The following is a 24636-nucleotide window of genomic DNA, read 5'->3' as shown; positions in this document are numbered from 1 at the left end:
ATGCTACGGACCAATATGGGAACCGAGCAAGTTTCTTCTGGGATAGCAATTTTGTAGTTGAAAACAGTTCAGGTACAGGAGATGGAACTGTTGAAACTTACAGATTAGGTGACTATGTATGGGAAGATAACAACCAAAATGGAATTCAAGATATTGGTGAAACACCAATTTCGAACGTGTTAGTTACACTTAAAGATGCTAATGGGAATATCATTAATACTGCAGTAACAGACCGTTATGGTAACTATCTATTCTCAAATTTAAGCAATGGAAATTATACTGTTGAATTTACTACTCCAGCTGGCTATGTACCAACAGTTCAAAATGCTGGAACAGATGGTGCAGTAGATTCAAATGGCTTAGCTGTACCTGTGACAATTAATGGCGCAGACAATTTAACAATTGACTCAGGTTTCTATAAACCTGTCGCTGCGACATACAACTTAGGCGACTATGTATGGGAAGACAGCAATAAAGATGGTATTCAAAACTCAAATGAAGTAGGTATCGAAGGTGTAACAGTTACATTAACAAAACCAGATGGTTCAACAGTGACAACAACAACAGATGCGACGGGTAAATATGAATTTACAGGTCTAGAAAACGGCGATTACAAAGTTGACTTCACAGCACCAGCTGGCTATGTATCAACATTAGTAAATCAAGGTAATTTACCAGCGCTTGATTCAAATGGTACAAGTACAACAGTAACAATCAATAATGCTGATGATAATACAATTGATTCAGGTTTCTATAAACCAGTAGTAGAACCAACGCCAGTACCGGCAACATACAACTTAGGCGACTATGTATGGGAAGACAGCAATAAAGACGGTATTCAAAACTCAAATGAAGTAGGTATCGAAGGTGTAACAGTCACATTAACAAAACCAGACGGTACAACAGTGACAACAACAACAGATGCGACGGGTAAATATGAATTTACAGGTCTAGAAAACGGCGATTACAAAGTTGACTTCACAGCACCAGCTGGTTACGAAGCAACAACAGTGAACCAAGGCAGCAGCACAGCATTGGATTCAGACGGCGCATCAACAACAGTAACGATCAATAATGCAGACAACTACACAATCGACAGCGGCTTCTTCAAGCCAGCGGCTGAAGAACCAACACCAGTACCGGCAACATACAACTTAGGCGACTATGTATGGGAAGACAGCAATAAAGACGGTATTCAAAACTCAAATGAAGTAGGTATCGAAGGTGTAACAGTCACATTAACAAAACCAGACGGTACAACAGTGACAACAACAACAGATGCGACAGGTAAATATGAATTTACAGGTCTAGAAAACGGCGATTACAAAGTTGACTTCACAGCACCAGCTGGTTATGAAGCAACAACAGTGAACCAAGGCAGCAGCACAGCATTGGATTCAGACGGCGCATCAACAACAGTAACGATCAATAATGCAGACAACTACACAATTGACAGCGGCTTCTTCAAATCGACGGTTGAACCAACGCCAGTACCGGCAACATACACAGTTGGGGATAAAGTATGGGAAGATACAAATAAAGACGGCGTTCAAAACTCAAATGAACCGGGCATTCCAAATGTGACAGTCACATTGACAAAACCTGACGGTTCAACAGTAACGACAACAACAGATGAAAAGGGTAACTACGAGTTCACAAACTTACCGAACGGTGACTACACGATCACATTCGAAACACCGGAAGGTTATGAACCGACAACACCAAACGTTGGCAATCCGGAATTAGATTCAAACGGAACAACAACAACAGTTACTGTTAATAACGGCGACGATAAAACAATCGACTCAGGCTTCTATAAACCAGTACAAGAAACACCACAAGAACCAGCGACATACACAGTTGGGGATAAAGTATGGGAAGATACAAATAAAGACGGCGTTCAAAACTCAAATGAACCGGGCATTCCAAATGTGACAGTCACATTGACAAAACCAGACGGTTCAACAGTAACGACAACAACAGATGAAAAGGGTAACTACGAGTTCACAAACTTACCGAACGGTGACTACACGATCACATTCGAAACACCGGAAGGTTACGAACCGACAACACCAAACGTTGGCAATCCGGAATTGGATTCAAACGGAACAACAACAACAGTTACTGTTAATAACGGCGACGATAAAACAATTGACAGTGGTTTCTATAAACCAACAGTTGAGCCGACACCAGTTCCAGCGACATATAACTTAGGTGATTATGTATGGGAAGACAGCAATAAAGATGGTATCCAAAACTCAAACGAAGTAGGCATCGAAGGTGTAACAGTAACATTAACAAAACCAGATGGTTCAACAATCACAACGGTTACAGATAAAGATGGTAAATATGAATTTACAGATTTACCAAATGGTGACTATACAATTACGTTTGAAACGCCTGAAGGTTTCGAACCAACATTGATTAATGTAGGAAACACTGCACTTGATTCAGATGGAGCAACAACGACAGTAACGATCAATAATGCGGATAACTACACAATCGACAGCGGCTTCTACAAACCAGTAGTTGAGCCAACACCAGTACCGGCAACTTACACAGTTGGGGATAAAGTATGGGAAGATACAAATAAAGACGGTATCCAAAACTCAAATGAACCAGGTATCCCTGGCGTGACAGTTACATTGACAAAACCAGATGGCTCAACAGTAACGACAACAACAGATGCGAATGGCAACTATGAGTTCGCAAATTTACCGAATGGTGAATATACAATTACATTTGAAACACCGGAAGGTTATGAACCGACAACACCTAATGTAGGTCATCCAGCATTAGATTCAGATGGTAAAACGGTAACTGTAATCGTTGACAACGCAGATGATAAAACAATCGATAGTGGCTTCTACAAACCAGAAGAGCCAACAACACCGGAAGAACCAACGACTCCAGAAGAGCCAACAACACCGGAAGAACCAACGACTCCAGAAGAGCCAACAACACCGGAAGAACCAACGATTCCAGAAGAGCCGACAACACCGGAAGAACCAACGACTCCAGAAGAGCCGACAACACCTGAAAAACCAACGACTCCAGAGGAGCCGACAACACCAGAAGAACCAGGAACACCTGAAAAACCAACGACTCCAGAAGAGCCGACAACACCAGAAGAACCAGGAACACCTGAAAAACCAACGACTCCAGAGGAGCCAACAACACCGGAAGAACCAGGAACACCTGAAAAACCAACGACTCCAGAGGAGCCAACAACACCGGAAGAACCAGGAACACCTGAAAAACCAACTGTACCATCTGTTACACCAACACCGAACGTGGAACAACCATCAGTTGAAAAACAAGGGCAACCTTCTAAAGAAAAGAAAGAAGCGCTACCTGACACAGGTGAAACAGATAATACAAATAATGCGACATTATTCGGTGGATTGTTCGCAGCACTTGGTTCAATCTTATTATTCGGTAAACGTCGTAAAGACAACAAAGATAAACAATAAGATTAATTGTAAAAATCTCAGACGATTTTTGGGACACATCTAATTTGAGGTGTGTTCTTTTTTCTTACATAATAGAAGTAATCAATGAATTCACAGCGTTTAAATAGATAAAACAAAGAAAAAAGGTGATTAAATGACAAAAATGAGCGATTATCAGTCTCCGATTGGAACGTTAACACTTGTGTGTGAAGACGATGTATTGACAGGATTATATTATGAAGGTCAAATCAATAAAGATGACCCGCATATAGATAAAGTAGATTTAGATTCAGTTCCAGTTTTCAAACAAGTCAGTGATTGGTTAGATCAATATTTTACAGGGGAAAACCCAGAAATTAATTTTAAATATCATGCCTCTGGTACAGAATTTAGAGAACAAGTTTGGAAGGAACTGGTGAAGATCCCTTACGGTGAATTAGTAACATACGGTGAGATAGCACAAAAAATTGCGCAAGTAAGAGGTAAGAAGAAAATGTCTGCGCAAGCTATAGGAGGGGCTGTTGGCAGTAATCCGATTTCTATCATTATTCCTTGCCACAGAGTAGTGGGCCACCATAACAAACTGACTGGATATGGCGGTGGATTAGACAGAAAACGTTATTTATTAGAATGTGAACATCATGATATAAATCAATTTATAACTTAAAATTCTAAACAATTATGTAAGAATTGTTCAGCTTGTAAATAGATAGTATGTGTGTCTGTGTTAAATGTACGATCAAAATCATGTTCATCACTGTCTACGGTAATTAATTTTGAGTGTGGAACATGTTGAGCCAATCTTTCACTTTCACTAAATGGCACATCCATATCACTTTTAGCATGAGCTATGAATATTGGAGGTAATTGATTCAAATCATGATGATTTAAATTTAGTTCAGGGCTTTCAGCATTTTGAATTTCAACATATTCATACCAAATGCCTTGACCTCTTGTATACAAATATAAAGGATAGCGAAATTGAATCGGTCCTTCTGTAATCGGTTGTGATTGAACCATCATGTTAATCATAGCTGTATTCAGATGGGCCGTTTTCTTCTTGAATACTTCATGTGGTAATTTAAATTCAGGTAGTTGTACTTGCGCATAACCATAAAAGTCAAGAACCCCTTTAACAGGACGCTCTGATGCTATTTGAATAGCTAAATAACCACCAGAAGAGCGACCAAAAGTAAATATAGGTAAATTAGGATAAGCTGTCTTGATGTGATCATAGACTAAAAAAGCATCGTTCATGATTGTTTCAATTTTAGATTCAGGTGCCAATCGATAGGGTGCTTCAACCAAATGGAAATGTTGTGTGAGTATTTGAATCACTTCATCAGATAAATCATGGGGGGAACCGGCAATTAAACCGCCGCCATGATAATAAAGGATGATCCCTTTGGTCTGTTGTTTTGATAAATGTATTTTGATGTTAAGTTGAAATTGATCTGGTGTTTGGATGGTATTAGTTTGCGTTTCGATTTGAATCACTACTTTCTGTATGTATGAAAATTGATAAATATCTTGTATATAGTTTAAGCTTTCTTACAAAGAAACACGAATAATAAACAAGAGGGAATGACGCTTATGTTCATTCCCTCTTTCTTAATGTGGAGTAATTATGAAGTTGCGAATGCGCCAATTAAACCTGAGCCCATTGTGATAATAACTAACAAAATACCGAAAATAATAGAAACTCTTCCTGATAACTTACAAGTTTTATACAGTAACAGGCCAAATAAATAACCAGAAAGTAATGTTTGTAAGTTAAATACGCCAAGTATTTTATTACCTTGATCGAAGATGTTCAAGCTTGTAATAGAAACATTCACAATATCTAAACCAACAATAACTTGGATCGCTAAAACAATCAGTGCAACGATTGAGCTGATTAACAATGCGAATAATGTTCCTGCAAAAATGCTTTTCTTTTTCACATCAGATTTAAAGATACGTGCAATTGCCCATACGATTAAAAATGCTGCGAGTAAATAGAACATTTGTGTGAAGAAGCCTGCGATGATTGTTATAGGACCCATAAACGATTTAGCTTGTTCAACTTGTGCTTGATTTACATCAGGATTAGTTTGTTTCAGGACTTCTGTCCAATCACTAAAAGTGAAAGTCAACCATAGTGAACCAATCACAACGACAATCCAAATGATTAAATTAAGTATCCATTTTGGACGTTCTCTGAATTTGCTGAAAGTATTGCCTAACAATAAATTAGAATTTTCCATATGCTGCTCCTTATGTATGAATTTAATCAAAGCGTATCATAATCGTTAAATTTAATAAATGGTTTTTCTATAAATAATAAAAAAATTCATTGTTAACCGTATCATTGGATTGCCTTGATAATGATGTTTGGTCATATTAGTAGAAATTTTTAAAGATTATAAAAGTCTAATTTTATTACTGTAAAGGTATTTATTTATTTTTAAGTTGTGATATTATGCAGATGTGAGTTTAAAATTAATGGATAGGAGAGAAAATGCGTGTGAAAAAGAAAATGACATGGATTATCTTAATCATTGCGGCAATCTTATTATTATTTATTATCGCAATTATTGTAAAAAATGCCGGAGGCACCTCTAACAAGGAAAATACATATCGTGTCTACAAGGCTAAAAAGGAAAGCCCACTAACAATGCAAGGGAAGGCTTCTCCTGAAACAGTTAAATCTTATCAAAATAATTCAACTATCGGTACATATATCAATACAACTGTCACAAATGGCCAAGATGTAGAAAAAGGCCAGCAAATCATCAGTTATGATACGAGCCAGAATCAACGTCAAAGTTTAGTAGATAAAGTCAATCAGTCAGAAAGTGCAAGACAAAAAGCCCAAGAAAGTGTCAATCGTGCACCAAATGATGAACAAGCCAATGCACAGTTGTCAGAAGCGCAAGACAATTTAAACAAAGCGAACCAATCATTAAATCAACTTGACCAACAAATTAATGACAGCTTATTTGCGGCTTTCGCAGGAAAAATTGAGATTAAACAAGAAGATTTCCCAAATGATGGTGAAACGATTCTCCAACTCATTTCAAAAGATCCTCAAATTAAAACGACAGTCACAGAATATGACTTAAACAAAATTAAAGAAGGACAGAAAATAGAATATAGAGTAAATAGTACAGGGGATAAAGGCACGGGTGAGATTCTTAAAATATCTGAGCTTCCTACGAGTTATGAAGATAGCCTGAATCAAAGTGCGATGAGTGGTGCTTCTAGTGGTGCTGCTTCAGGCTCTGAAGAAGAAGGTGCAGGACAAGCTTCTAATCCTGTCGCAAATGATGTGTCAGGTAAAGACAGTGCGAATGATGCTTCTAAATATAATGTATTGATTGGCCATTTATCTTCTCCGGTACGTGCAGGTCTATCATTAGATGCTTCAGTTGCGACTGACAAAATTAAAATTCCTGAAAACGTATTAGGTAAAGACCACACTGTTTATGTCCTTAACAAACAAAATGAAGTGGAAAAACGCAAAATTGAAATAGAAAAACAAGAAGGTTCTATATACGTTAAATCAGGATTAAAAGAAGGAGAACGATTAGTTCAAAATCCTAAATCTTCTCTAAAAGAGGGAGACAAGATTGAGGTGGAATCATGATTAAGTTAGAAAACGTCAATCGTTCTTTTAAAAATGGAGATAAAGTCAACCATATTTTAAAAGATATTTCCTTGGAAATAAACGAAGGTGAGTTTATCGCTATTATGGGTCCTTCTGGTTCAGGTAAAAGTACCTTAATCAATATCATCGGATTTATCGATAGAGGTTATGAAGGCGAGTATTTGTTTAATAACCAAAGTTATAAAACAAGCTCAGATAATCAGTTGGCAGAAATTAGAAATCAAGTAGTCGGTTTCGTCTTTCAAAACTTTAAGCTGATTCAAAATAATACAGTGTTAGAAAATGTTAGTATTCCATTAGTTTATGCAGGGATTAATAGTCAAGAACGTAAGCAGCGCGTCCTTGATACGCTGCATAATGTAGGGCTTTACGACAAAGAAAATTTTGTGCCCAATAAATTATCCGGTGGTCAACAACAACGTGTTGCGATTGCGCGCTCTATTGTAAATCAGCCGAAATTTATTATCGCAGATGAACCTACAGGTGCACTAGATTCTAAAACATCAGAAGATATTATGGATTTATTTATCCGTCTGAATCAAGAACAAAATACAACCATGATTATGGTGACACATGACAGAGCAGTCGCTGAAAAAGCGGATCGCATCTTTCATATCTTAGACGGACGTATTCAAGAAGAAGAGGTGATTTCATGAGTCGGTTCTCTAATATACTCATGGTTTCACTGCGTTCAATCATGAAAAATAAACGGCGTAATATCTTTACGATGATTGGTATTATTATTGGTATTGCGGCAGTGATTACTATCATGGCACTAGGTAATGGTTTTAAAAAGACCGCAAGTGAACAATTTTCAGATTCAGGTGCATCAAAAGATACAGCTTTGATTAGCTTTATGCAGTCAATGGACGCAGATATTAAGACAGACCCTTTTTCACCGAGTGATATTCAATTAGCGGAAAGAGAAAAAGGTGTAGAAAAAGCACAGATTAAAAAAGATAAAGACCAGGCATTTTCTGCTAAAGTGACCAATTCACGAAAAAATGGCGACGCTAATATTTATGCGAAGAACCAATTTAAAGATGTAGATGAAGGCCACGGTTTTAATCAAGGTGATAATGCGATTGAAAATAAGGTCGTAACGATTGATAGTAAATTAGCTGAGAATCTATTTGATAGTTCTAAAAAAGCAGTAGGAGAATCACTCTATATCAATGGACAAGGATTTAAGATTGTCGGTGTTACTCAGGGTGATGGCTTTGAAAATAATGTCGTGCATATGCCGACGCAAACGCTTGAACATTACTTACCCAATCTAACACAAGATTTTGAGCAATTAGAACTTAAGATTGAAGATGGACATCAGAAAAAAGAAGTTGCAGAACGTGTGGCGAAGGTGTTATCGAAAAAAGGAAGCGGACAAGCTGCAGGCAGCTATCAATATTCTGATATGGAAGAAATGATGAAAGGTATCACTAAAATATTTGATGGAATTACGTACTTTGTTGCTGCGGTTGCGGGGATTTCTTTATTCATTGCCGGTATCGGTGTGATGAATGTCATGTATATTTCCGTTGCAGAACGCTCAGAAGAAATTGCGATCCGACGTGCATTCGGTGCCAAAGCAAGAGACATTGAAATCCAGTTCTTAGTTGAAAGTGTTGTTCTATGTTTGATTGGCGGCATTATTGGCTTAATATTAGGAATAGGTGTTGCTTCGCTTGTTGATGCAGTTACACCTGACTATATTAAGAGTGCTGTAAGTTTAGGTTCTGTGCTATTAGCAGTTGGAGTCTCTACTTTAATCGGAGTGGTATTTGGTTGGATACCAGCACGTGCAGCAGCTAAAAAAGAATTGATTGATATTATTAAATAATAAAGAACAGACCAAGAATGCATGACATTCATTGGTCTGTTTTCTGCATATATAGCACTTCTGTTATAGATATTATAGAATGGTTGTATATGTTAAGTTTGATAAATAAGTATGGATAGAGAAGGGGCACAAACATGGATATTAAACAAATGGGATATTTTATTGCAGTTGTACAACATGGCGGTATGACAAATGCCTCTAAAGAACTTTATATCGCACAGCCTACAATCAGTAAGGCGATTAAAGATTTGGAAAATGAATTAGGCAGTTCATTATTTGATCGCAGCAAACGTCATCTGACTTTGACGGACAGTGGAGAAATTTTTTACAAAAAATCATTAGAAATTATGAATTTATTTGAAAATCTTCCTAAAGAAGTGAATCAACTTAAAGGACTTGAAGCGGGACATATCAGTATTGGCTTATCAGCGGTCATGAATATGAATAAATTCATTGATACCTTAGGAAACTTTCACCAAATGTATCCGAATATTACTTATAATTTAGTTGAGAATGGCGGAAAGGCGCTTGAATCTCAAATTATCAATAATGAAATAGATATCGGGATTACAACTTTGCCAGTAGATAGTGCCATTTTTGAATCCATTCCGCTCTATACAGAAGATATCTTATTGGTAGTCAGTGAAACTCATCCATTTGCGGGGCGTGAAATGGTAGAAATGCATGAGCTGGCCAATGAAGATTTCATTTTGTTCAATGAAGATTTCTATTTAAACGATAAAATTATTGAAACAGCGAAACGCTCAGGCTTTGTGCCTAAGACAATTTCCAAAATTTCACAGTGGAATTTCATTGAAAACTTATTAACGGCAGGCTTAGGGGTCAGTATCTTGCCGGAAAATATTGTGAAAATGTTGAGAGGGCCGATTCATAGTGCCAAAATCAACGATTCCGCAATGAGATGGCAACTAGGTGTTATCTGGAAAAAGGAAAAGTATATTAATTATGCGACGAGAGAATATATTGATTACATGAAGTCAACGTTGACGATGTAAAGCAGGTCAGCATCATATGGATGGTGAATTGTTATTGTGAAGATTGTTCACCATAATGTCATAATGCATTAGAAAACGAATGATGTCGTACTTAAAACAGCATATCTTAGGTTATACACCATATTTTCAATAGCCTTTAACAGAAATCAAGACAGTTGTTCGCTAAAACGGACAGCTGTTTTTGTATGCGCGTAAATTTATTGTTAAGACTGTCAGAAAGGGGTATATACGTTATGGAACAGGATTGGAAGTAACAAAAAGATATATGTGGAAGAAAAATAATAGATGTTATCGCTTTCATAGAAAAAAGTAATAGGTACTATCTAAAATCGATATTTTTATTATACACAGAATTGTCATAGAATAAGGAATGTAAGTCAAAAGAATGTGTATAAATCGTGATGGACACTAGATTCAGACACCAGAATCGTTTTGAAAATGGCATTTATACATTTATTTTTTAAAGAAAGGTGTTAGCTTATGGCATCGAAAGTTTTAAAGATTATCTTCCAAATTTTCTTGATTATGGGCATCACGTATTTAGGTAACACCCTTCAACACCTTTTGCATATTCCATTAGCTGGAAGTATCGTCGGCCTAGGACTCTTTTTCCTACTATTAGAATTTAAAATTATACCTGTCAAATGGGTCGAAGCGGGTTCCAACTTCTTGTTAACAACGATGGTATTTTTCTTTATTCCTTCTGTCGTTGGTGTAATGGATATCATAGGTAACATACACCTCAACTTTATTGTGTTCTTCGGCGTCATCATTCTCGGAACGATAGTTGTCGCTTACGTCTCTGGGCTAATTGCTGAGAAGATGGCTAGAAGACGCCATGGTGGTAAGGGGAGTCACACATCATGATTATTTTAAAAGACATCGTAATGATACTGCTCACAGTAGTAATGTATCTAGCAGCGAAGAAGCTGCACAAGAGATTTCCTAGCCCGTTTTTAAATCCAGCCTTAGTTGCTTCAATCGGAATTATAATCGTGTTACTATTGTTCCGTCAGAATTATAGTTCTTATATGGCAGGCGGTCACTTGATCAACTATCTGTTGAGCTGCACAGTTGTGTGTTTAGCTTATCCGCTCTATATCAATCGCCATAAAATATTCGAGAACTTCAATATTATTTTTACAAGCGTATTGACTGGCGTATTACTCAATTTTGTGTTAGTTTACTCGTCGTTGAAGATTTTAGGCTTCAATAAAGAGGAAATTGTCACATTATTGCCTCGTTCCATCACAGCAGCGGTTGGTATTCAAGTATCTCACCAAATGGGCGGTGCAGATACAGTTACAGTACTCTTTATTATTACTACTGGCTTAATTGGCAGTATGCTCGGCTCGTTGCTGTTGCGTATGGGGAACTTCAGAACTTCCATTGCAAAAGGGCTTGCATTTGGAAATGCATCACATGCGTTCGGAACAGCTAAAGCCTTGGAATTAGATTTAGAATCAGGTGCATTCAGCTCAATCGGTATGATCTTGACTGCAGTAATCAGCTCAGTGCTGTTACCTATCCTGATTATTCTTTTTTATTAGATTTATATATACAGACTCATTTGCATAACGACATATCAAACACTAACTAAAGGGTAGTTTGAATACAGTTACTTTTTTAATGAATAGAAAGGGGCTATTTTTAAAATGGCAAAAATTAAAGCAAATCAAGCACTTGTAGAAGCTTTACTACAATGGGATATTGATCACTTATATGGTATCCCAGGTGACTCTATCGACGCAGTTGTTGATAGTTTACGTACAGTAAGTGAACAAATCAAATTCTATCATGTTCGTCATGAAGAAGTAGGAAGCTTAGCAGCTGCAGCTTACACAAAACTTACTGGTAAAATCGGGGTATCATTAGCAATCGGTGGTCCAGGTGCGATCCACTTATTAAACGGTATGTATGACGCTAAAATGGACGGCGTTCCACAATTAGTATTAGTAGGTCAATCAAACAGTAACTTACTTGGTACTAAAGCATTCCAAGAAACAAACTTATTATCATTATGTGATGATGTTTCAGTATACAACCGTCAAATCTCAGAAAAAGATGATGATATCTTCGGTATTGTAAACGAAGCAATCAAAACTGCATATGAGAAAAAAGGTGTGGCAACTTTAATCTTGCCTAATAACTTATTAACTAAGAAAGTTAAAGACACAACAAACAAAGTTGTAAATAAAAAACGCCCAACAATCCCAGCACCAAACACAGCTAAAGTTAAAAAAGCTGCAAAATTAATCAATAAAGCTAAAAAACCTGTATTATTAATGGGTACTGGTGCAAAACATGCTGGTCCTGAAGTAGAAGCTTTAATCAATAAAGCACAAATCCCTACAATCATTACTTTACCAGCTAAAACAATCATTCCAGATGACCACCCATACAACTTAGGTAACATTGGTAAAATCGGTACAAAACCTGCATACCAAGCAATGCAAAATGCCGATTTATTAATCATGGTAGGTACAAACTATCCATATGTTGACTACCTTCCTAAGAAAAACATCAAAGCAATCCAAATTGATGTGAACCCAAGTGCAATCGGTCACCGTTTCAAAGTAAACGCTGGTATTATCGGTGATGCTAAAATTGCTTTAACTGAATTAACTGACCTTGTTAAACCAGTTAAAAACCGTAAATTCTTAAAAGAAGCTATGGATAACATGGCAACTTGGAAAGAATGGATGGAAAAAGACCTTAATAACGATGCGTTCCCAATCCGTCCAGAACACTTAATGCAAGCAATCAACAGAGAAGCAGACAACGATGCTGTATTCTCAATTGACGTTGGTACTTCAACAGTATGGTCAACACGTTACCTAAGCCTTAAACCAAGCAACGAATTTATTATTTCAAGCTGGTTAGGTACAATGGGTTGCGCATTACCAGGAGCAATTGCTTCTAACGTAGCATTCCCTAACCGTCAAGTTATCGGTATTGCCGGTGACGGTGCTTTCCAAATGGTAATGCAAGACTTCGCAATGGCAGTTCAATATAATATGCCAATGGTAATCTTCGTAATGAACAACAAACAATTAGCGTTCATCAAATACGAACAACAAGCAGCTGGTGAATTAGAATACGCTATCGACTTCTCAGATATGGATGTTGCTAAATTCGCTGAAGCTTGTGGCGGTGCTGGCTACACATTAACAGATCCAGCAGACATCGATACTGTAGTAGAAGCTGCATTAAACGAAAAACGCCCAACAATCGTAAACGTACACGTTGATCCAAATGCTGCACCACTTCCAGGTAAAATCGTACCGGATGAAGCAATCAACTATGCTAAATGGGCTTACAGATCTATTACTGAAGATAAAAAATTAGATCTTGAAGAAATCCCACCACTTTCAGTAGCAGCTAAACGTTTCTTATAATTGCTAAGCAATGAACTAAATATGTAATTTCGACGAGTAGTGCATCGTGCATTACTCGTCTTTTTTTGCTTCGGAATGATATTGAAATATTCTGTCAACTCCGCTATAATCTAATTATTCATGAAAAATACATAATGAAAGTAGTTGGTATGGATGGATATATTTGAACTGCAAGTAGATAAAGATATTAAACTGGCGCAACCAGAGATATTTATGGCAGAACCATTATTTCAACTCATTGATGAAGATAGGGCATTTCTATCCACGTATTTGCCATTCATTGACCATGCTTTAGCTGTTAAAGATGAAAGAGCATTCATTCAGTTAATGTTAAACAAACAAGCTGAAGGTATCCATCGCTTGTTTGTCATTTATTATCAAGGAGAAGTAGTCGGTACGATTGATATACAGCAAATCGATCACGATAATAAGAAGGCATATATAGGTTATTGGTTGCATAGTCAATATAATGGGCGAGGAATCATTGCACGCTGTTTAAATAAAGTATGCGATTTTGCTTTCAATACGTTAGATTTAAATAAGTTGTCACTGCATATCAATACTAAAAATAAAGCGAGTCAAAAAGTCGCAGAACGTGCCAAGTTCCAGTTTGTAGGAACAGAAAAAGACGAGTCATTTGAACGCGGACAATTTGAAGATTTTCATAGATATGCTTTGCTCAAACATGAATTTAACACACAAAATTCAATGTAAGTTAAGATAACACTTATCAACTTTAATGTAAGATTGTTATACTGATGACATTAAGATAGATAGGAGTTGTTGGTGTTGAGTGAACGTAAATTAGTGGCAGAAACTGAAATTGAAGTAAACAATTATGACATTGATGCGATGGGTATCGTCAGCAACATTGTTTATGTGCGTTGGTTTGAAGACTTAAGAACAAAGTTTGTGAATCGACATCTAAGTATATCTGAAATGTTGAAACAAGGTATTTCAGCAATTCTGATGCATACAGAAATTGATTATAAGATTCCGATTACGATCCATGACAAACCCATTGGCAGATGCTGGCTCACAAAAGTCAGCCGTATGAAGTGGGTTTTTGAATTCGAAATCAGTACAGGTGACCAAGTACACTGCCAAGGAATGCAGTATGGCGGGTTTTATCATTTAGAACAACAAAAAATCGTCCCTGTTCCTGATGCATTCAAGATTTTATAAATCACTACTAATCTTCGAAAACAGTTGTTTTTCGAAGATTTTCATATACATAGAAAGAGGCTTGATAGTCATGGCAGAACATCCACATTTAAACGCTTTAAAAGCAGCATTTCCTCAAACAATTCCAATTTTTGCGGGCTTTTCATTTATTGGAATTGCTTATGGTATTTATATGCATTCATTAGGATTTCCCCCGATATATGCGATGTTAATGAGTTTACTCATTTTTGCAGGTTCGATGGAATTCGTGGCAGGGAGTTTATTGCTGGTCCCCTTTAATCCAGTTAGTGTCTTTGTGTTGACACTTATGCTGAATTCCAGACACTTATTTTATGGGATTTCTATGTTGGATCGTTTTAAAGGAACAGGACAGTATAAACCGTACTTAATATTTGGTATGTGCGACGAAACATTTGTTATTAATAATATGGCGAATGTGCCTAAAAATGTGGATAAGACGCTATTTATGTTTTATGTCACGCTTTTAAATCAATTTTATTGGTTTTTCGGCACGACCATCGGCAGTTTATTCGGTGTCTTCATCAAATTTGATACGAAGGGTTTAGATTTTGTGATGGTCGCATTGTTTGTGGTTATTTTCTTAGAATCTTGGTTGAAAGAAAAGAATCATGTCAGCTCACTCATTGGTTTAACTATACCTGTGATTTGTTTAATCATTTTCGGACCTAATCAATTTATTTTGCCTTCCATGATTTTAATTGTCCTAGCATTGACATTGTTTAGAGGTTATTTCGCAAGAAAGGGTGTGGCATAATATGATATTGACACAACAAATTTTAACGATTGCGGTTGTCGTTGTTGGAACGATGTTGACACGCTTCTTGCCGTTCTTAATCTTTTCTAAAGATAAAGAAACACCAAAATTTGTGCAGTATTTAGGTGCAGTGTTGCCCGCAGCAGTATTTGGTTTCTTGGTTGTTTATGCCTTGCGTAAAACGCCGGTGCTTACAGGCAATCATGGCTTACCTGAATTCATTGCGATTGTCGTAATCGTAATCTTACATGTGATTAAGCGAAATATGTTGATTTCAATTGCAGGCGGTACGATTGTATACATGTTATTGGTTCAATTTGTATTTTAAAAGCAATCCTCAAACGTTCTCAAGTGATTATGAGAAGGCGTGAGGATTGCTTTGTTTTAGGTCGAGATATAGATTTGTTATGATGTGGTTGGATTTGTATACTATCTCAATTGTTGTTCTTCGAAGTTATTGAATTTCCATACAATTACAGATAGTAGCCAAAAGACTAGGAAAACACCAACGAGTATATAACCGAGATGATCGAACTCTATTGCCGCAATATTTTTCCAAAAAGGACTATGCGATTGGAAGTGTTCGCCAATCATTTGAAGGAGCTCTACAGCACCAATTAATAATGCGGCGATAACGGAAATGGCTGTGATGGTAATATTGTAATAAATTTTACGCACTGGCTTTAGAAATGCCCAATGATAGGCTGACTTCATCAATGCGCCATCTAAGGTATCCAATAAACTCATACCTGCCGCAAACAATATCGGTAGTGCAATGATGCCAGTAAACGGCAGTGCTTGTTGCGCAGCACCAGACGATAATGCGAGTAACGCAATTTCACTAGCGGTATCGAAACCTAATCCAAAGAGAAACCCTAAGGGCAATACATGCCAACTTTGGTTGATGAATTTAAAATAAGGGCCTACAAAGCGTTGAATCAGACCTCTGGATGCTAATAGATGATCGAGCTCATCATTAGAGACGGGTTTATGACGCAAGCGCATGAATAAACGAATGAGTGAAATTAAAATGATTGCGTTCAAAATACCAATGAGTAATAGAAATAATCCAGAAACCATCGTGCCAATTAATCCGCCAACAGCTTGAAAGACGGGCATTTGTGTTTGTGCCCAGGATACGGAAATACCAAGTAAAAGTGCCATAATGAATACGACACTGGAGTGGCCGATAGAGAAATAGAAACCGACACCGGTTGGGTTTTTCTTTTCTTGCATCAGTTTACGAACAGTATTATCAATTGCCGCAATATGGTCGGCATCAAAGGCGTGACGTAAACCAAGTGTGTATGCTAAGATACCCATTCCCAATAAAATAGGGTGTGCTTGTCCGCCTATCCATAGGCAAGCACCACCGATAAGGTGCAACAATATAATAATGCATAAGTAAGGAAGCATGTCTTTGAAGTGTGTTGTCTTGTTGTTAAATAGTGTCATCTGCTTTCTGTTGTTTTTATAATTTGGTCAATCTAATAATACGATTATGAATGAACGTTATTATTTTAATACCGATAAACGATTTAGTAAATTAAAAACGATAATATGTTTGAAGAATTAATATGTGATTTTCAAAATGCATAGGGTAAGTGAGAATAAAGACGGTTGAAGGAGAGGTTTTAGCTGTGTCAGATATTGATTATATTTCTTCGTTTGATAATGTGAATCTCTACAGCAAGATTACGCTAGGCGAGCAGCCTGTGGCTAATTTGATTATTGTACAAGGTTTATCAGAAGAATTAGATGATTACGATGGTGTGGCGGCACTCTTTAATGAGTACGATTATAATGTTATTCGTTATGACCAAAGAGGTCATGGTAAAACACCAGGAGATAAAAATCTGGATGAACATGTAGAAATTGTTGTAGAAGATTTGAAAGCGGTTGTCGATTATGTCAAAGCACAATTGACAGGTAAAATATTTATTTTAGGTCATGGTGTAGGTGGTACGATTGCTACGCTATTTGGTATACGTTATCCGCATGCTGTACAAGGATATATTTCTGCCGGAGGTTTATCGCCTACAGGACAGCCTGTCTTTCGTGATGACATTTCAGCAGAAATGGAAGATGAAAGTGAAGAAGCGGATATTGAGAAACATAAGAGAATTTTAGCATTTCGTCAGACTTTACAAGAGATGAATATTGAATTTTCTAAGTTTGAAGATAAAGTATTAATCTTGCATGGGGGTTCTGACCGCATTGTAAGTTCTGATGATGCGATTCAATTCTTTAAAGAGGCGAATACCACACATAAATCATTAAGAATTTATGATGGTTTGGATCATGAGTTGTTAAATGTTAATTCATATCGCGGTATGTTATTATCAGATGTTGTAAATTGGTTAGATTTTGAATTATCGATGGAAAATAGAGAGGACTAATATTCAGCAAGACACAACAACCATTCAACGGTTTCAAGGAGTTTGAAAGTAAATGAAGAAAACACAACCGACTTTACATGATATTGCGAGAATTTCAGGCTTGTCCATTGCGACAGTCAATCAAATATTAGAAGATAAGAAGCATGTATCTAATGATCAAGCACGTAGACGCGTCGTCGAAGCATTAGAGATGTTAGGTTATGAACCAAGCCGATATATTCAATCATTACGTGGAGAAAGCGTGAAGACGATCGCATTCATTATGCCAAGACATGACGCCTATTATGCTTCAATGATTGACGCGATTGAACATCAACAAGGCTCTGAATCTATTCGTATTATTGCGATGGCATCTAATGAACAAGCACAACGACAAGATGAATTGATAGATTGGTTTGTATCGCAGCAAGTAGATGGGATTATAGTTTCTCCAGTGTCAGCTCAAATGCGTATTTCAAAACGTTGGAGAGATATCCCTATGGTGATTATTGATAATCAGATTGAAGATGAACAGATTCCATATATCGGTTTAAATCATGAAGATACAGCTTATCAAGCAGCTGAACATTTATTAAAACAACAACATCAATCTATCGCATTGATTTTAGGCAACCCAGCTTCAAGTGCGACTGCAGATACACGCATGGGGTATAAAGCAGCATTAGAAGATTTTGACCAGCAAATGGATCAGCGCTTAATCTCTTATCAATATACAGATTTAAGTTTAACCGCAACCGAAAAATATGGTTATGACACAGCACATCAACTATTTACACAGCCTAATCATCCTACTGCACTCATCGTATCAAATCATGCGATGTTGTCAGGCATCTTACAAGCATTGAAAAATAACGCATTAAAAGTACCTGAAGATGTGGCTATCGTTACTTTAGAAGAGAATAGTTGGAATAAAGCACATTACCCTTCATTAACAGCTGCAGGCATCAGTGCTGAAACCATCGGCGCTTCAATTTTTGCACGCTTGAAACAATTCTTTGAAGGAGAAAGCGACCACATTCAGTCGGATTGGTTAACAGCAAAGGTAAACGTCAGAGATTCTAGTACGAAATGATCTAAATATGAATATAAAATAAACAGACTTAGAAACAATGTCTTAAAGAAAGGGAAAAAGACAGGTTTCTAAGTCTGTTTTTTTGGGATTTTGGAAAGATGTACTAGGGTTTTTTCAATCAAATGTCATCTCGACTTGGGGCGGATGTACGTGCATTTTGTCTGCATACGTAAACCAAGGCAATGGTAGAGACAACAATACTCATAATAACGGCTATGACAGCACCCGATTCTGGATGGTCAACGTGTCCTGTTTCTGGCAAGTCAGCGTATGATGCGGTTTCACCCTGATGGTGTGTGCCTGCATCTTGACTCTTTGACGTTGTTGCTGATGTTTGATGCGCATTGCTTTGTTCCGCTGTTGCTTCTGTGGTTGTGGGCTTAGTATCTGCTTCTTTATGATTTCCTTCTGCATCTGCGCTACTTGTCTTTGAAACATTTTCTGCAAGGGAAGGATCGGGTTCAACATCAGCAGCTTGAGCCACATGAGTTGGATGCGATGTAGAATTGAATGTTTCAGATGTTTGTGCAGTTTCAGTATTTTCGACCAAAGCGGATAATTCAGCGGACTGTTTGTTTGCGTAATCATGACTTTCAGCAGCATTCATCACTCCAGGCATATTAAAGAATAGTATACCGCTTAAAGCTAATGTAGAAACATGAAGCAAGCTTTTCTTTTTACTTAACTTCATCGGCATGAAAACAACACTCCTATTTCAAATTGAAAGTGTCATGTCATCCGTGGTGTTATGAGTATGATGTAGAAACTATCGGATGATACAGACAAAACGACAATGAAGAAACTTGATAGTTGTATGCGGATATGTGAGAGATAGAATTTGGTATACGGCTTTATGAGATCATCGTGCTTTCCGCAATATCAATTCCTTCATATCAAGCATGGCATAGGATTATTAAGCTAACTTAAAATTGAGTTTAAAAAGCTTTAAACTTCGTAAATTTTCAGTATATTGGAACTTTTAACGGACTAAGTTGTCCAAAACCCTAATATATCAGGCGTTTTGGCATTTATCCGATAAAATCACCCTAAATTGTTGGTTTAAAGTTTATTTCCAAAGTGTTATAGTTGCTAATGGAAAATAATTTGTATAGACAAATAACAATAAAAGTCTAAAGGGAGTCTTTTAGTGTTGTTTTAGGGTAAACAAGATTATTTTTATTAATTGGTAAGTGTTTAGATTAATTTCAAACGTTTAAACTAATTGTGACAACTTTATATACAACATGACTAAAATTACTGTTTAAATTAAAAATAAAGAGTAATAATAGTCATAATAAAGAGTTTGTGAAATTATTCGCAATTTGTTCACAAAATGTTTTTGAAAGCTATTGAAAACGCTTTATCAAAGATAGTATGATGTCGGTGGTAGGAAAATTAAATATATAGTAGGAAAAGAGGTCATTTGGCATGGATATTATTTTGGGAACTGGGACGTTATTGCTAGTCCTATTAGCAATGTCGTTATTCTTAAAATTTGCTCCTTATGGTAAACAGGGGCTACAAGCACTTTCAGGTGCAGCATGTGCAACATTTTTACCGCAAGCATTCTTAAGTTATGCGATTGGCGGTGTGTTCCACGTTGAATTCTTCCAAAGAATTGGAGACTTAGCAGGAAGCTTGAGTGGTATTGCAGTAGGTATTTTAACTGGTTTGAAATTGGGTATCTCTCCAGTCTTCGCAGTTATTATTGGTTTAGTTTTACATGATCAAAAATTATTACCGGCATTTATCGCTGCTTACTTAGTCAGCTTCTTGATTAAATTGATCGAGAAAAAAGTACCAGAAGGCTTAGACTTAATTGTCGTAATCTTAGTCGCTCCGGCATTAACATTCGGAATCGGCGGATTAATTTCACCAGGAGTAATGGCTGTGTTAAGACAAATCGGTGGTGCGATTACAGCAGTTGGTGACAATAATCCTTACGCATTAGCAATTATTTTAGGCTTAATCATTCCAGTGGTAGGTATGACGCCATTAAGTTCTATGGTATTAACAAGTTTACTTGGTTTAACAGGTGTTCCGATGGCAATCGGTGCATTAACAACTACAGGTTCATCATTCGTTAACTTTATGATGTTCAGAGCATTAAAAATCGGCGGCTTAGGTAAAGCATTCGCAGTCGCAGTAGAACCATTGACACAAATCGACACTATCGCAAAATATCCGATTCAACTCTATGGTGCAAACGCCATAGTCGGAATGTTTACTGCAACGATTGTAACGTTTGCAGGTTTAGTAATTAATGTAACGGGAATGGCAACACCAATAGCTGGTGCAATTGTATTGTTCGGCTTTAACAAACCAATTCCATCAATTATTACTATTGCAGCTGTTATTGTGACAGCAATTATTCTAGGTTGGATCTTAGGTAAAATTATGAACAAAATCAACTTCAAGAAACTCTCAGATAAATTACCTGGTGGCAAAGCAGAACCGTCAAAAGCAAACTAATTAAGCATTTCTTATAAAGAGATTAAGGAGATGACAATACGCTATGGCACGTAAACATGATTACCAAAGCGCATTTGATATAATCGGTCCAGTTATGATGGGACCTTCAAGTTCACACACTGCAGGTGCAGTTAAAATCGGTAACGCAGCAAGAATGGTACTTCAAGGAGAGCCGGAAGATATTGAGGTTCATTATTATGAATCATTTGCACAAACACACTTAGGACACGGTACAGACGTAGCAATCATTGGCGGCTTACTTGGCTACAGCACATTTGACGAACGTATCAAAGATGCAGTCAACATTGCTAAAAATGATGGTATCGATGTTCGTTTCATTGAAGAAACAGGCAGAAGCTTAGGAGAACACCCTAACTGTGCATTAATCAAAGCAAAACAAGGTGATCGTCACATCGAATTGAACGGTATTTCAATCGGTGGCGGTACAATTAAAATTAAAAGCATCAATGTCGATGGTCAATGTATTCTAATGAACCATGGTTTACCATTATTAGAAATCGATGGACCAACTGACAATGCGACAATCAACCATTTAATCAATGATTTAATTGAACTCGGTGCAGACATCAACGAAGAAATCAAAACGATTAATCCAGATGGCTGTTTAATGGCTTTACACTTGAACAAAGCTTTATCAGATGAAGCACTTAGCGAAATTAGAGAGAAATATAGCGACTTAAACTTTGCATATATAAAATAAAGAGGTGTAATGTATGTTTGATTCAATTAAAGAGATCATAGATTATGCGAATGAACACGATATGAAATTCTCAGAAATTATGATTGAAGAAGAGCAAGAATTAAGTGGGAAATCACGTGATGAAATCCGTGAACAAATGAGACAAAACTTACAAGTAATGCGCGACGCAGTTGAAAAAGGGACAACTGGCGAAGGCGTTAAAAGTGTAACAGGGTATACTGGTCAAGACGCAATTAAAATTAAAAACTATAACGAAAACAACCATGCACTTTCAGGTAATGAAATGATGAGTGCCGTTATGGGTGCCGTTGCGACAAACGAAGTTAACGCAGCTATGGGTATCATTTGTGCTACTCCAACAGCTGGTTCCTCGGGCACAATCCCAGGTACACTATTCAAATTAGAAAAAACACATGACTTAACTGAAGAGCAAATGGTGGACTTCTTATTCACAGCTGCTATCTTCGGTCGTGTCGTAGCAAACAACGCAAGTGTTGCTGGCGCAACAGGCGGTTGCCAAGCTGAAGTTGGTTCAGCATCAGCAATTGCTGCAGCAGCTGCAGTTGAAACATTCGGCGGTAAACCAGAAGCTTCAGGTCAAGCAATGGCAATCGCAATCAGTAACTTACTTGGTCTAGTATGTGACCCGGTTGCTGGTTTAGTAGAAATTCCATGTGTAATGCGTAACGCAATCGGTTCAGGTAACGCATTAATTTCAGCTGACTTAGCATTAGCTGGCGTGGAAAGCCGTATCCCAGTAGATGAAGTAATTGAAGCAATGGATAAAGTTGGACGTAACTTACCAGCTGAATTACGTGAAACTGGACTTGGCGGTTTAGCAGGTACACCGACTGGTGAAGCAATCAAACGTAAAATCTTCGGTGAATCACAAGTTAAATCATAATTGCCAACTGAATATGTAAATTTCATTAAAAGTTGATTTTATAAATGATAGAAGCACGCAATCTGAAAAAGGTTGCGTGTTTTCATTTATAAAATTTAAAGTTGTCGCAAAATTCAAAATACATATTGCAATTTGTATCTTTTATGGGTAAACTAGTCAAAAGGGGATGATGGGATATGATAACAAGATTAGTTTACATTATTATTGCGTTCTTCATTAACTCAGCCATTACGTTTTATTTAACGGATATGGGCACGATGATGAATAATCTGTTGAAATCAATGTCAATCAGTATGATTATTGTTTTCTTATTCTATTACACAAAGTTAATGATGGAGACCAAAGGGGAATAACTAAATAGCAAGCTTAAAATGAGATGACGTCGGGGTACATCTCATTTTTTTATGCGCATATATTTTAATTGAAAGGAAGGATTATATGTCAACATTAGTCATCATTGCACATCCTGATATTCAAGAAGGCGACGTCAATCAAGTGTGGAAACAGAAGTTAGAAGAACATCCTGATTTAGTAACTGTCCATGATTTATATCAAGCCTATCCAAATGGAGAAATTGATGTGGCGCATGAACAATCATTACTAGAAGCGCATGACCATATCATTTTTCAGTATCCGATGTTTTGGATGAGTTATCCGCCGCTCTTACAACATTGGTTTGATGAAGTCTATACGCATGGCTTTGCGTTTGATGGTGGAGATGCTTTAAAGGGAAAACATTTCGCATTAGCGATTTCATGTGGTCAGTCAGAGGAAAATTATAAAGAAAATGGACCTATCGGTTATACCATTGATGAAATTTGTCACCCGTTAAAAGGGGTCGTCAATTTAGTTGGCGGTCATTTCTTTGGTATTCATGCGATTTATCAGACGGATGATATCAATCATGTCGCTACAATCACAGAGAATGCGGATCAATATATCGCATTCATTGAACAATTTCAAAAACAATAACGTTAAGCAATTTTCTTTAGACCCATGGTTGTGTTCTCTATACTAGAGTTGACTATATAAGATGAGGAGCGAGAGTATAATGGAACAACAAGCAATCCGTGATCAAATTTTACAAGCGTTTAATTTTAGACATGCGACAAAACGATTTAATCCAGAGAAAAAAGTGAGTACAGAAGATTTCCATACAATTATTGAATCTGGACGCCTTTCACCAAGTTCAATCGGTTCAGAACCATGGCGTTTCTTAGTCGTTCAAAATGAAGATTTACGTCAAAAATTAAAAGAAGTTTCTTGGGGTGCGCAAGGTCAGTTAGATACGGCTTCACATTTTGTGATTTTATTAGCGCGTAAAAATGTACGCCCTGGAACAGCGTACTTAACACATATTATGAAAGAGATTAAACATGTGCCAGATGATGTGTTAGAAGATATGAACAAACGTTATGAAGTTTTCCAAAATGATAGTTTGAATTTATATGAAAGCGAACGTTCATTATGGGACTGGGCAAGTAAACAAACGTACATTGCATTAGGAAATATGATGTCAGTAGCCGCGTTAATTGGTGTGGATTCATGCCCGATTGAAGGATTCAGCATGAAAGACGTTACACAATTACTAGTGGACGAAGGTCTTATGAATGAAGATGAGTTCTTACCATCAGTCATGGTGGCTTTTGGTTACCGTGCTGAAGATCCGAAACGTGGAAAAACACGTCAATCTTATGATGACGTTATCGAATGGGTTGAATAATCAATCGACAAGACTTGAGCTTTAATGCTTAAG

The 24636-nt window shown here is 37.1% G+C and carries 24 protein-coding genes and 3 pseudogenes; 23 read left to right on the top strand and 4 right to left on the bottom strand.

From position 1 onward, the window contains the following. Positions 1–98: 98 nt before the first annotated feature. From ACFCT9_RS07815 to ACFCT9_RS07800, 4 genes and pseudogenes are all read left to right on the top strand, one after another. Positions 99–1400: pseudogene (locus ACFCT9_RS07815) on the top strand (SdrD B-like domain-containing protein); the annotation flags it as partial. Then, positions 1392–2807, top strand: a pseudogene (locus tag ACFCT9_RS07810) (SdrD B-like domain-containing protein); the annotation flags it as partial. The pseudogenes ACFCT9_RS07815 and ACFCT9_RS07810, both read left to right, overlap by 9 nt. Before the next feature lie 531 nt (positions 2808–3338). Further along, positions 3339–3473: pseudogene (locus ACFCT9_RS07805) on the top strand (LPXTG cell wall anchor domain-containing protein); the annotation flags it as partial. A 133-nt stretch (positions 3474–3606) separates the two neighbouring features. Further along, on the top strand, positions 3607–4119 hold the full coding sequence (locus ACFCT9_RS07800; protein ID WP_412518345.1) for a methylated-DNA--[protein]-cysteine S-methyltransferase: 513 nt from the start codon (positions 3607–3609) through the stop codon (positions 4117–4119). On the opposite strand, the gene ACFCT9_RS07795 is transcribed toward ACFCT9_RS07800, so the two are convergent. Together ACFCT9_RS07795 and ACFCT9_RS07790 are read right to left on the bottom strand one after the other, a co-directional pair. Continuing rightward, the gene (locus ACFCT9_RS07795; protein WP_412518343.1) at positions 4116–4949 is read right to left on the bottom strand and encodes an alpha/beta hydrolase; all 834 of its coding nucleotides are present in this window, start codon (positions 4947–4949) and stop codon (positions 4116–4118) included. The two genes, ACFCT9_RS07800 and ACFCT9_RS07795, sit on opposite strands and share 4 nt — an antisense overlap. A 128-nt stretch (positions 4950–5077) precedes the next feature. Beyond that, positions 5078–5698, bottom strand: coding sequence for a YIP1 family protein (locus tag ACFCT9_RS07790; RefSeq protein ID WP_412518341.1), 621 nt, complete (start codon positions 5696–5698; stop codon positions 5078–5080). Positions 5699–5958: 260 nt separating this feature from the next. Here ACFCT9_RS07790 and ACFCT9_RS07785 point away from each other — a divergent pair, with 260 nt between their 5' ends. The 11 genes from ACFCT9_RS07785 (at position 5959) to ACFCT9_RS07735 (ending at position 15640) form a co-directional block, all read left to right on the top strand. Continuing rightward, positions 5959–7080: an efflux RND transporter periplasmic adaptor subunit gene (locus tag ACFCT9_RS07785; RefSeq protein WP_412518339.1), complete on the top strand. Its 1122-nt coding sequence runs from the start codon at positions 5959–5961 to the stop codon at positions 7078–7080. Beyond that, a complete protein-coding gene (locus ACFCT9_RS07780; protein WP_412518337.1) occupies positions 7077–7757 on the top strand; it encodes an ABC transporter ATP-binding protein in 681 nt (226 codons plus the stop codon). Before ACFCT9_RS07785 ends, ACFCT9_RS07780 begins: the two co-directional genes overlap by 4 nt. Then, positions 7754–8938 (top strand): ABC transporter permease, encoded by a 1185-nt coding sequence (locus ACFCT9_RS07775; RefSeq protein ID WP_412518335.1) that lies wholly within the window; start codon positions 7754–7756, stop codon positions 8936–8938. Before ACFCT9_RS07780 ends, ACFCT9_RS07775 begins: the two co-directional genes overlap by 4 nt. A 134-nt stretch (positions 8939–9072) precedes the next feature. Beyond that, complete coding sequence (gene cidR, locus ACFCT9_RS07770) at positions 9073–9954, top strand: cidABC operon transcriptional activator CidR (RefSeq protein ID WP_412518334.1); 882 nt, start codon at positions 9073–9075, stop codon at positions 9952–9954. Positions 9955–10434: 480 nt separating this feature from the next. Then, positions 10435–10821, top strand: coding sequence for a CidA/LrgA family protein (locus ACFCT9_RS07765; RefSeq protein WP_412518333.1), 387 nt, complete (start codon positions 10435–10437; stop codon positions 10819–10821). Then, complete coding sequence (locus tag ACFCT9_RS07760; RefSeq protein WP_412518332.1) at positions 10818–11504, top strand: LrgB family protein; 687 nt, start codon at positions 10818–10820, stop codon at positions 11502–11504. The genes ACFCT9_RS07765 and ACFCT9_RS07760 overlap by 4 nt, the downstream gene beginning before the upstream one ends. A gap of 105 nt (positions 11505–11609) precedes the next feature. Beyond that, positions 11610–13352 (top strand): pyruvate oxidase, encoded by a 1743-nt coding sequence (locus ACFCT9_RS07755; RefSeq protein ID WP_412518330.1) that lies wholly within the window; start codon positions 11610–11612, stop codon positions 13350–13352. A 153-nt stretch (positions 13353–13505) separates the two neighbouring features. Beyond that, positions 13506–14066: a GNAT family N-acetyltransferase gene (locus ACFCT9_RS07750; protein ID WP_412518329.1), complete on the top strand. Its 561-nt coding sequence runs from the start codon at positions 13506–13508 to the stop codon at positions 14064–14066. A 72-nt stretch (positions 14067–14138) separates the two neighbouring features. Further along, entirely contained in the window at positions 14139–14537 is a 399-nt protein-coding gene (locus ACFCT9_RS07745; RefSeq protein WP_412518327.1) for an acyl-CoA thioesterase, read from the top strand. A gap of 70 nt (positions 14538–14607) precedes the next feature. After that, entirely contained in the window at positions 14608–15312 is a 705-nt protein-coding gene (locus tag ACFCT9_RS07740; protein ID WP_412518325.1) for an AzlC family ABC transporter permease, read from the top strand. A 1-nt stretch (position 15313) separates the two neighbouring features. Continuing rightward, positions 15314–15640: a branched-chain amino acid transporter permease gene (locus ACFCT9_RS07735; protein WP_412518323.1), complete on the top strand. Its 327-nt coding sequence runs from the start codon at positions 15314–15316 to the stop codon at positions 15638–15640. A gap of 101 nt (positions 15641–15741) precedes the next feature. Here the strand turns inward: ACFCT9_RS07735 and ACFCT9_RS07730 are convergent, their stop codons facing one another. After that, positions 15742–16767, bottom strand: a complete 1026-nt coding sequence (locus tag ACFCT9_RS07730; RefSeq protein ID WP_412518322.1) for a HoxN/HupN/NixA family nickel/cobalt transporter — start codon at positions 16765–16767, stop codon at positions 15742–15744. Between the two features lie 185 nt (positions 16768–16952). On the opposite strand from ACFCT9_RS07730, the gene ACFCT9_RS07725 reads away from it, so the two are divergent. Both ACFCT9_RS07725 and ACFCT9_RS07720 read left to right on the top strand, forming a co-directional pair. After that, positions 16953–17711, top strand: coding sequence for an alpha/beta hydrolase (locus ACFCT9_RS07725; protein WP_412518320.1), 759 nt, complete (start codon positions 16953–16955; stop codon positions 17709–17711). Positions 17712–17763: 52 nt separating this feature from the next. Next, positions 17764–18783: a LacI family DNA-binding transcriptional regulator gene (locus ACFCT9_RS07720; protein ID WP_412518319.1), complete on the top strand. Its 1020-nt coding sequence runs from the start codon at positions 17764–17766 to the stop codon at positions 18781–18783. Between the two features lie 118 nt (positions 18784–18901). Here the strand turns inward: ACFCT9_RS07720 and ACFCT9_RS07715 are convergent, their stop codons facing one another. After that, entirely contained in the window at positions 18902–19480 is a 579-nt protein-coding gene (locus ACFCT9_RS07715; RefSeq protein WP_412518318.1) for a hypothetical protein, read from the bottom strand. A 731-nt stretch (positions 19481–20211) separates the two neighbouring features. On the opposite strand from ACFCT9_RS07715, the gene ACFCT9_RS07710 reads away from it, so the two are divergent. The 6 genes from ACFCT9_RS07710 to ACFCT9_RS07685 all read left to right on the top strand — a co-directional run bounded on the left by ACFCT9_RS07710 (position 20212) and on the right by ACFCT9_RS07685 (position 24603). Next, the gene (locus ACFCT9_RS07710; protein ID WP_412518316.1) at positions 20212–21255 is read left to right on the top strand and encodes a PTS sugar transporter subunit IIC; all 1044 of its coding nucleotides are present in this window, start codon (positions 20212–20214) and stop codon (positions 21253–21255) included. 43 nt (positions 21256–21298) lie between these two features. Further along, a complete protein-coding gene (gene sdaAB / locus ACFCT9_RS07705) occupies positions 21299–21976 on the top strand; it encodes an L-serine ammonia-lyase, iron-sulfur-dependent subunit beta (RefSeq protein ID WP_412518314.1) in 678 nt (225 codons plus the stop codon). A gap of 13 nt (positions 21977–21989) precedes the next feature. Beyond that, the gene (gene sdaAA, locus ACFCT9_RS07700; RefSeq protein ID WP_412518312.1) at positions 21990–22880 is read left to right on the top strand and encodes an L-serine ammonia-lyase, iron-sulfur-dependent, subunit alpha; all 891 of its coding nucleotides are present in this window, start codon (positions 21990–21992) and stop codon (positions 22878–22880) included. Positions 22881–23056: 176 nt separating this feature from the next. Further along, positions 23057–23233, top strand: coding sequence for a hypothetical protein (locus ACFCT9_RS07695; protein WP_412518311.1), 177 nt, complete (start codon positions 23057–23059; stop codon positions 23231–23233). Positions 23234–23318: 85 nt separating this feature from the next. After that, positions 23319–23852, top strand: coding sequence for an NAD(P)H-dependent oxidoreductase (locus ACFCT9_RS07690; protein WP_412518310.1), 534 nt, complete (start codon positions 23319–23321; stop codon positions 23850–23852). A 79-nt stretch (positions 23853–23931) separates the two neighbouring features. Then, complete coding sequence (locus ACFCT9_RS07685; RefSeq protein WP_412518308.1) at positions 23932–24603, top strand: NAD(P)H-dependent oxidoreductase; 672 nt, start codon at positions 23932–23934, stop codon at positions 24601–24603. Positions 24604–24636: the final 33 nt, after the last annotated feature.

Source organism: Staphylococcus simulans, assembly GCF_047037175.1.
Lineage (GTDB): Bacteria > Bacillota > Bacilli > Staphylococcales > Staphylococcaceae > Staphylococcus > Staphylococcus simulans_C.
Note: the sequence above shows the minus strand (reverse complement) of the source record. Positions and strands in the feature narration are given on the sequence as shown.

Coding starts and splice junctions, on each gene's coding strand:
- ACFCT9_RS07730 (WP_412518322.1), bottom strand. CDS start 16,767: ATGACACTATTTAACAACAAGACAACACACTTCAAAGACATGCTTCCT.
- ACFCT9_RS07685 (WP_412518308.1), top strand. CDS start 23,932: ATGGAACAACAAGCAATCCGTGATCAAATTTTACAAGCGTTTAATTTT.
- ACFCT9_RS07695 (WP_412518311.1), top strand. CDS start 23,057: ATGATAACAAGATTAGTTTACATTATTATTGCGTTCTTCATTAACTCA.
- sdaAB (WP_412518314.1), top strand. CDS start 21,299: ATGGCACGTAAACATGATTACCAAAGCGCATTTGATATAATCGGTCCA.
- ACFCT9_RS07720 (WP_412518319.1), top strand. CDS start 17,764: ATGAAGAAAACACAACCGACTTTACATGATATTGCGAGAATTTCAGGC.
- ACFCT9_RS07790 (WP_412518341.1), bottom strand. CDS start 5,698: ATGGAAAATTCTAATTTATTGTTAGGCAATACTTTCAGCAAATTCAGA.
- ACFCT9_RS07735 (WP_412518323.1), top strand. CDS start 15,314: ATGATATTGACACAACAAATTTTAACGATTGCGGTTGTCGTTGTTGGA.
- ACFCT9_RS07690 (WP_412518310.1), top strand. CDS start 23,319: ATGTCAACATTAGTCATCATTGCACATCCTGATATTCAAGAAGGCGAC.
- ACFCT9_RS07755 (WP_412518330.1), top strand. CDS start 11,610: ATGGCAAAAATTAAAGCAAATCAAGCACTTGTAGAAGCTTTACTACAA.
- cidR (WP_412518334.1), top strand. CDS start 9,073: ATGGATATTAAACAAATGGGATATTTTATTGCAGTTGTACAACATGGC.
- ACFCT9_RS07715 (WP_412518318.1), bottom strand. CDS start 19,480: ATGCCGATGAAGTTAAGTAAAAAGAAAAGCTTGCTTCATGTTTCTACA.
- ACFCT9_RS07765 (WP_412518333.1), top strand. CDS start 10,435: ATGGCATCGAAAGTTTTAAAGATTATCTTCCAAATTTTCTTGATTATG.
- ACFCT9_RS07775 (WP_412518335.1), top strand. CDS start 7,754: ATGAGTCGGTTCTCTAATATACTCATGGTTTCACTGCGTTCAATCATG.
- ACFCT9_RS07780 (WP_412518337.1), top strand. CDS start 7,077: ATGATTAAGTTAGAAAACGTCAATCGTTCTTTTAAAAATGGAGATAAA.
- ACFCT9_RS07800 (WP_412518345.1), top strand. CDS start 3,607: ATGACAAAAATGAGCGATTATCAGTCTCCGATTGGAACGTTAACACTT.
- sdaAA (WP_412518312.1), top strand. CDS start 21,990: ATGTTTGATTCAATTAAAGAGATCATAGATTATGCGAATGAACACGAT.
- ACFCT9_RS07740 (WP_412518325.1), top strand. CDS start 14,608: ATGGCAGAACATCCACATTTAAACGCTTTAAAAGCAGCATTTCCTCAA.
- ACFCT9_RS07710 (WP_412518316.1), top strand. CDS start 20,212: ATGGATATTATTTTGGGAACTGGGACGTTATTGCTAGTCCTATTAGCA.
- ACFCT9_RS07750 (WP_412518329.1), top strand. CDS start 13,506: ATGGATATATTTGAACTGCAAGTAGATAAAGATATTAAACTGGCGCAA.
- ACFCT9_RS07760 (WP_412518332.1), top strand. CDS start 10,818: ATGATTATTTTAAAAGACATCGTAATGATACTGCTCACAGTAGTAATG.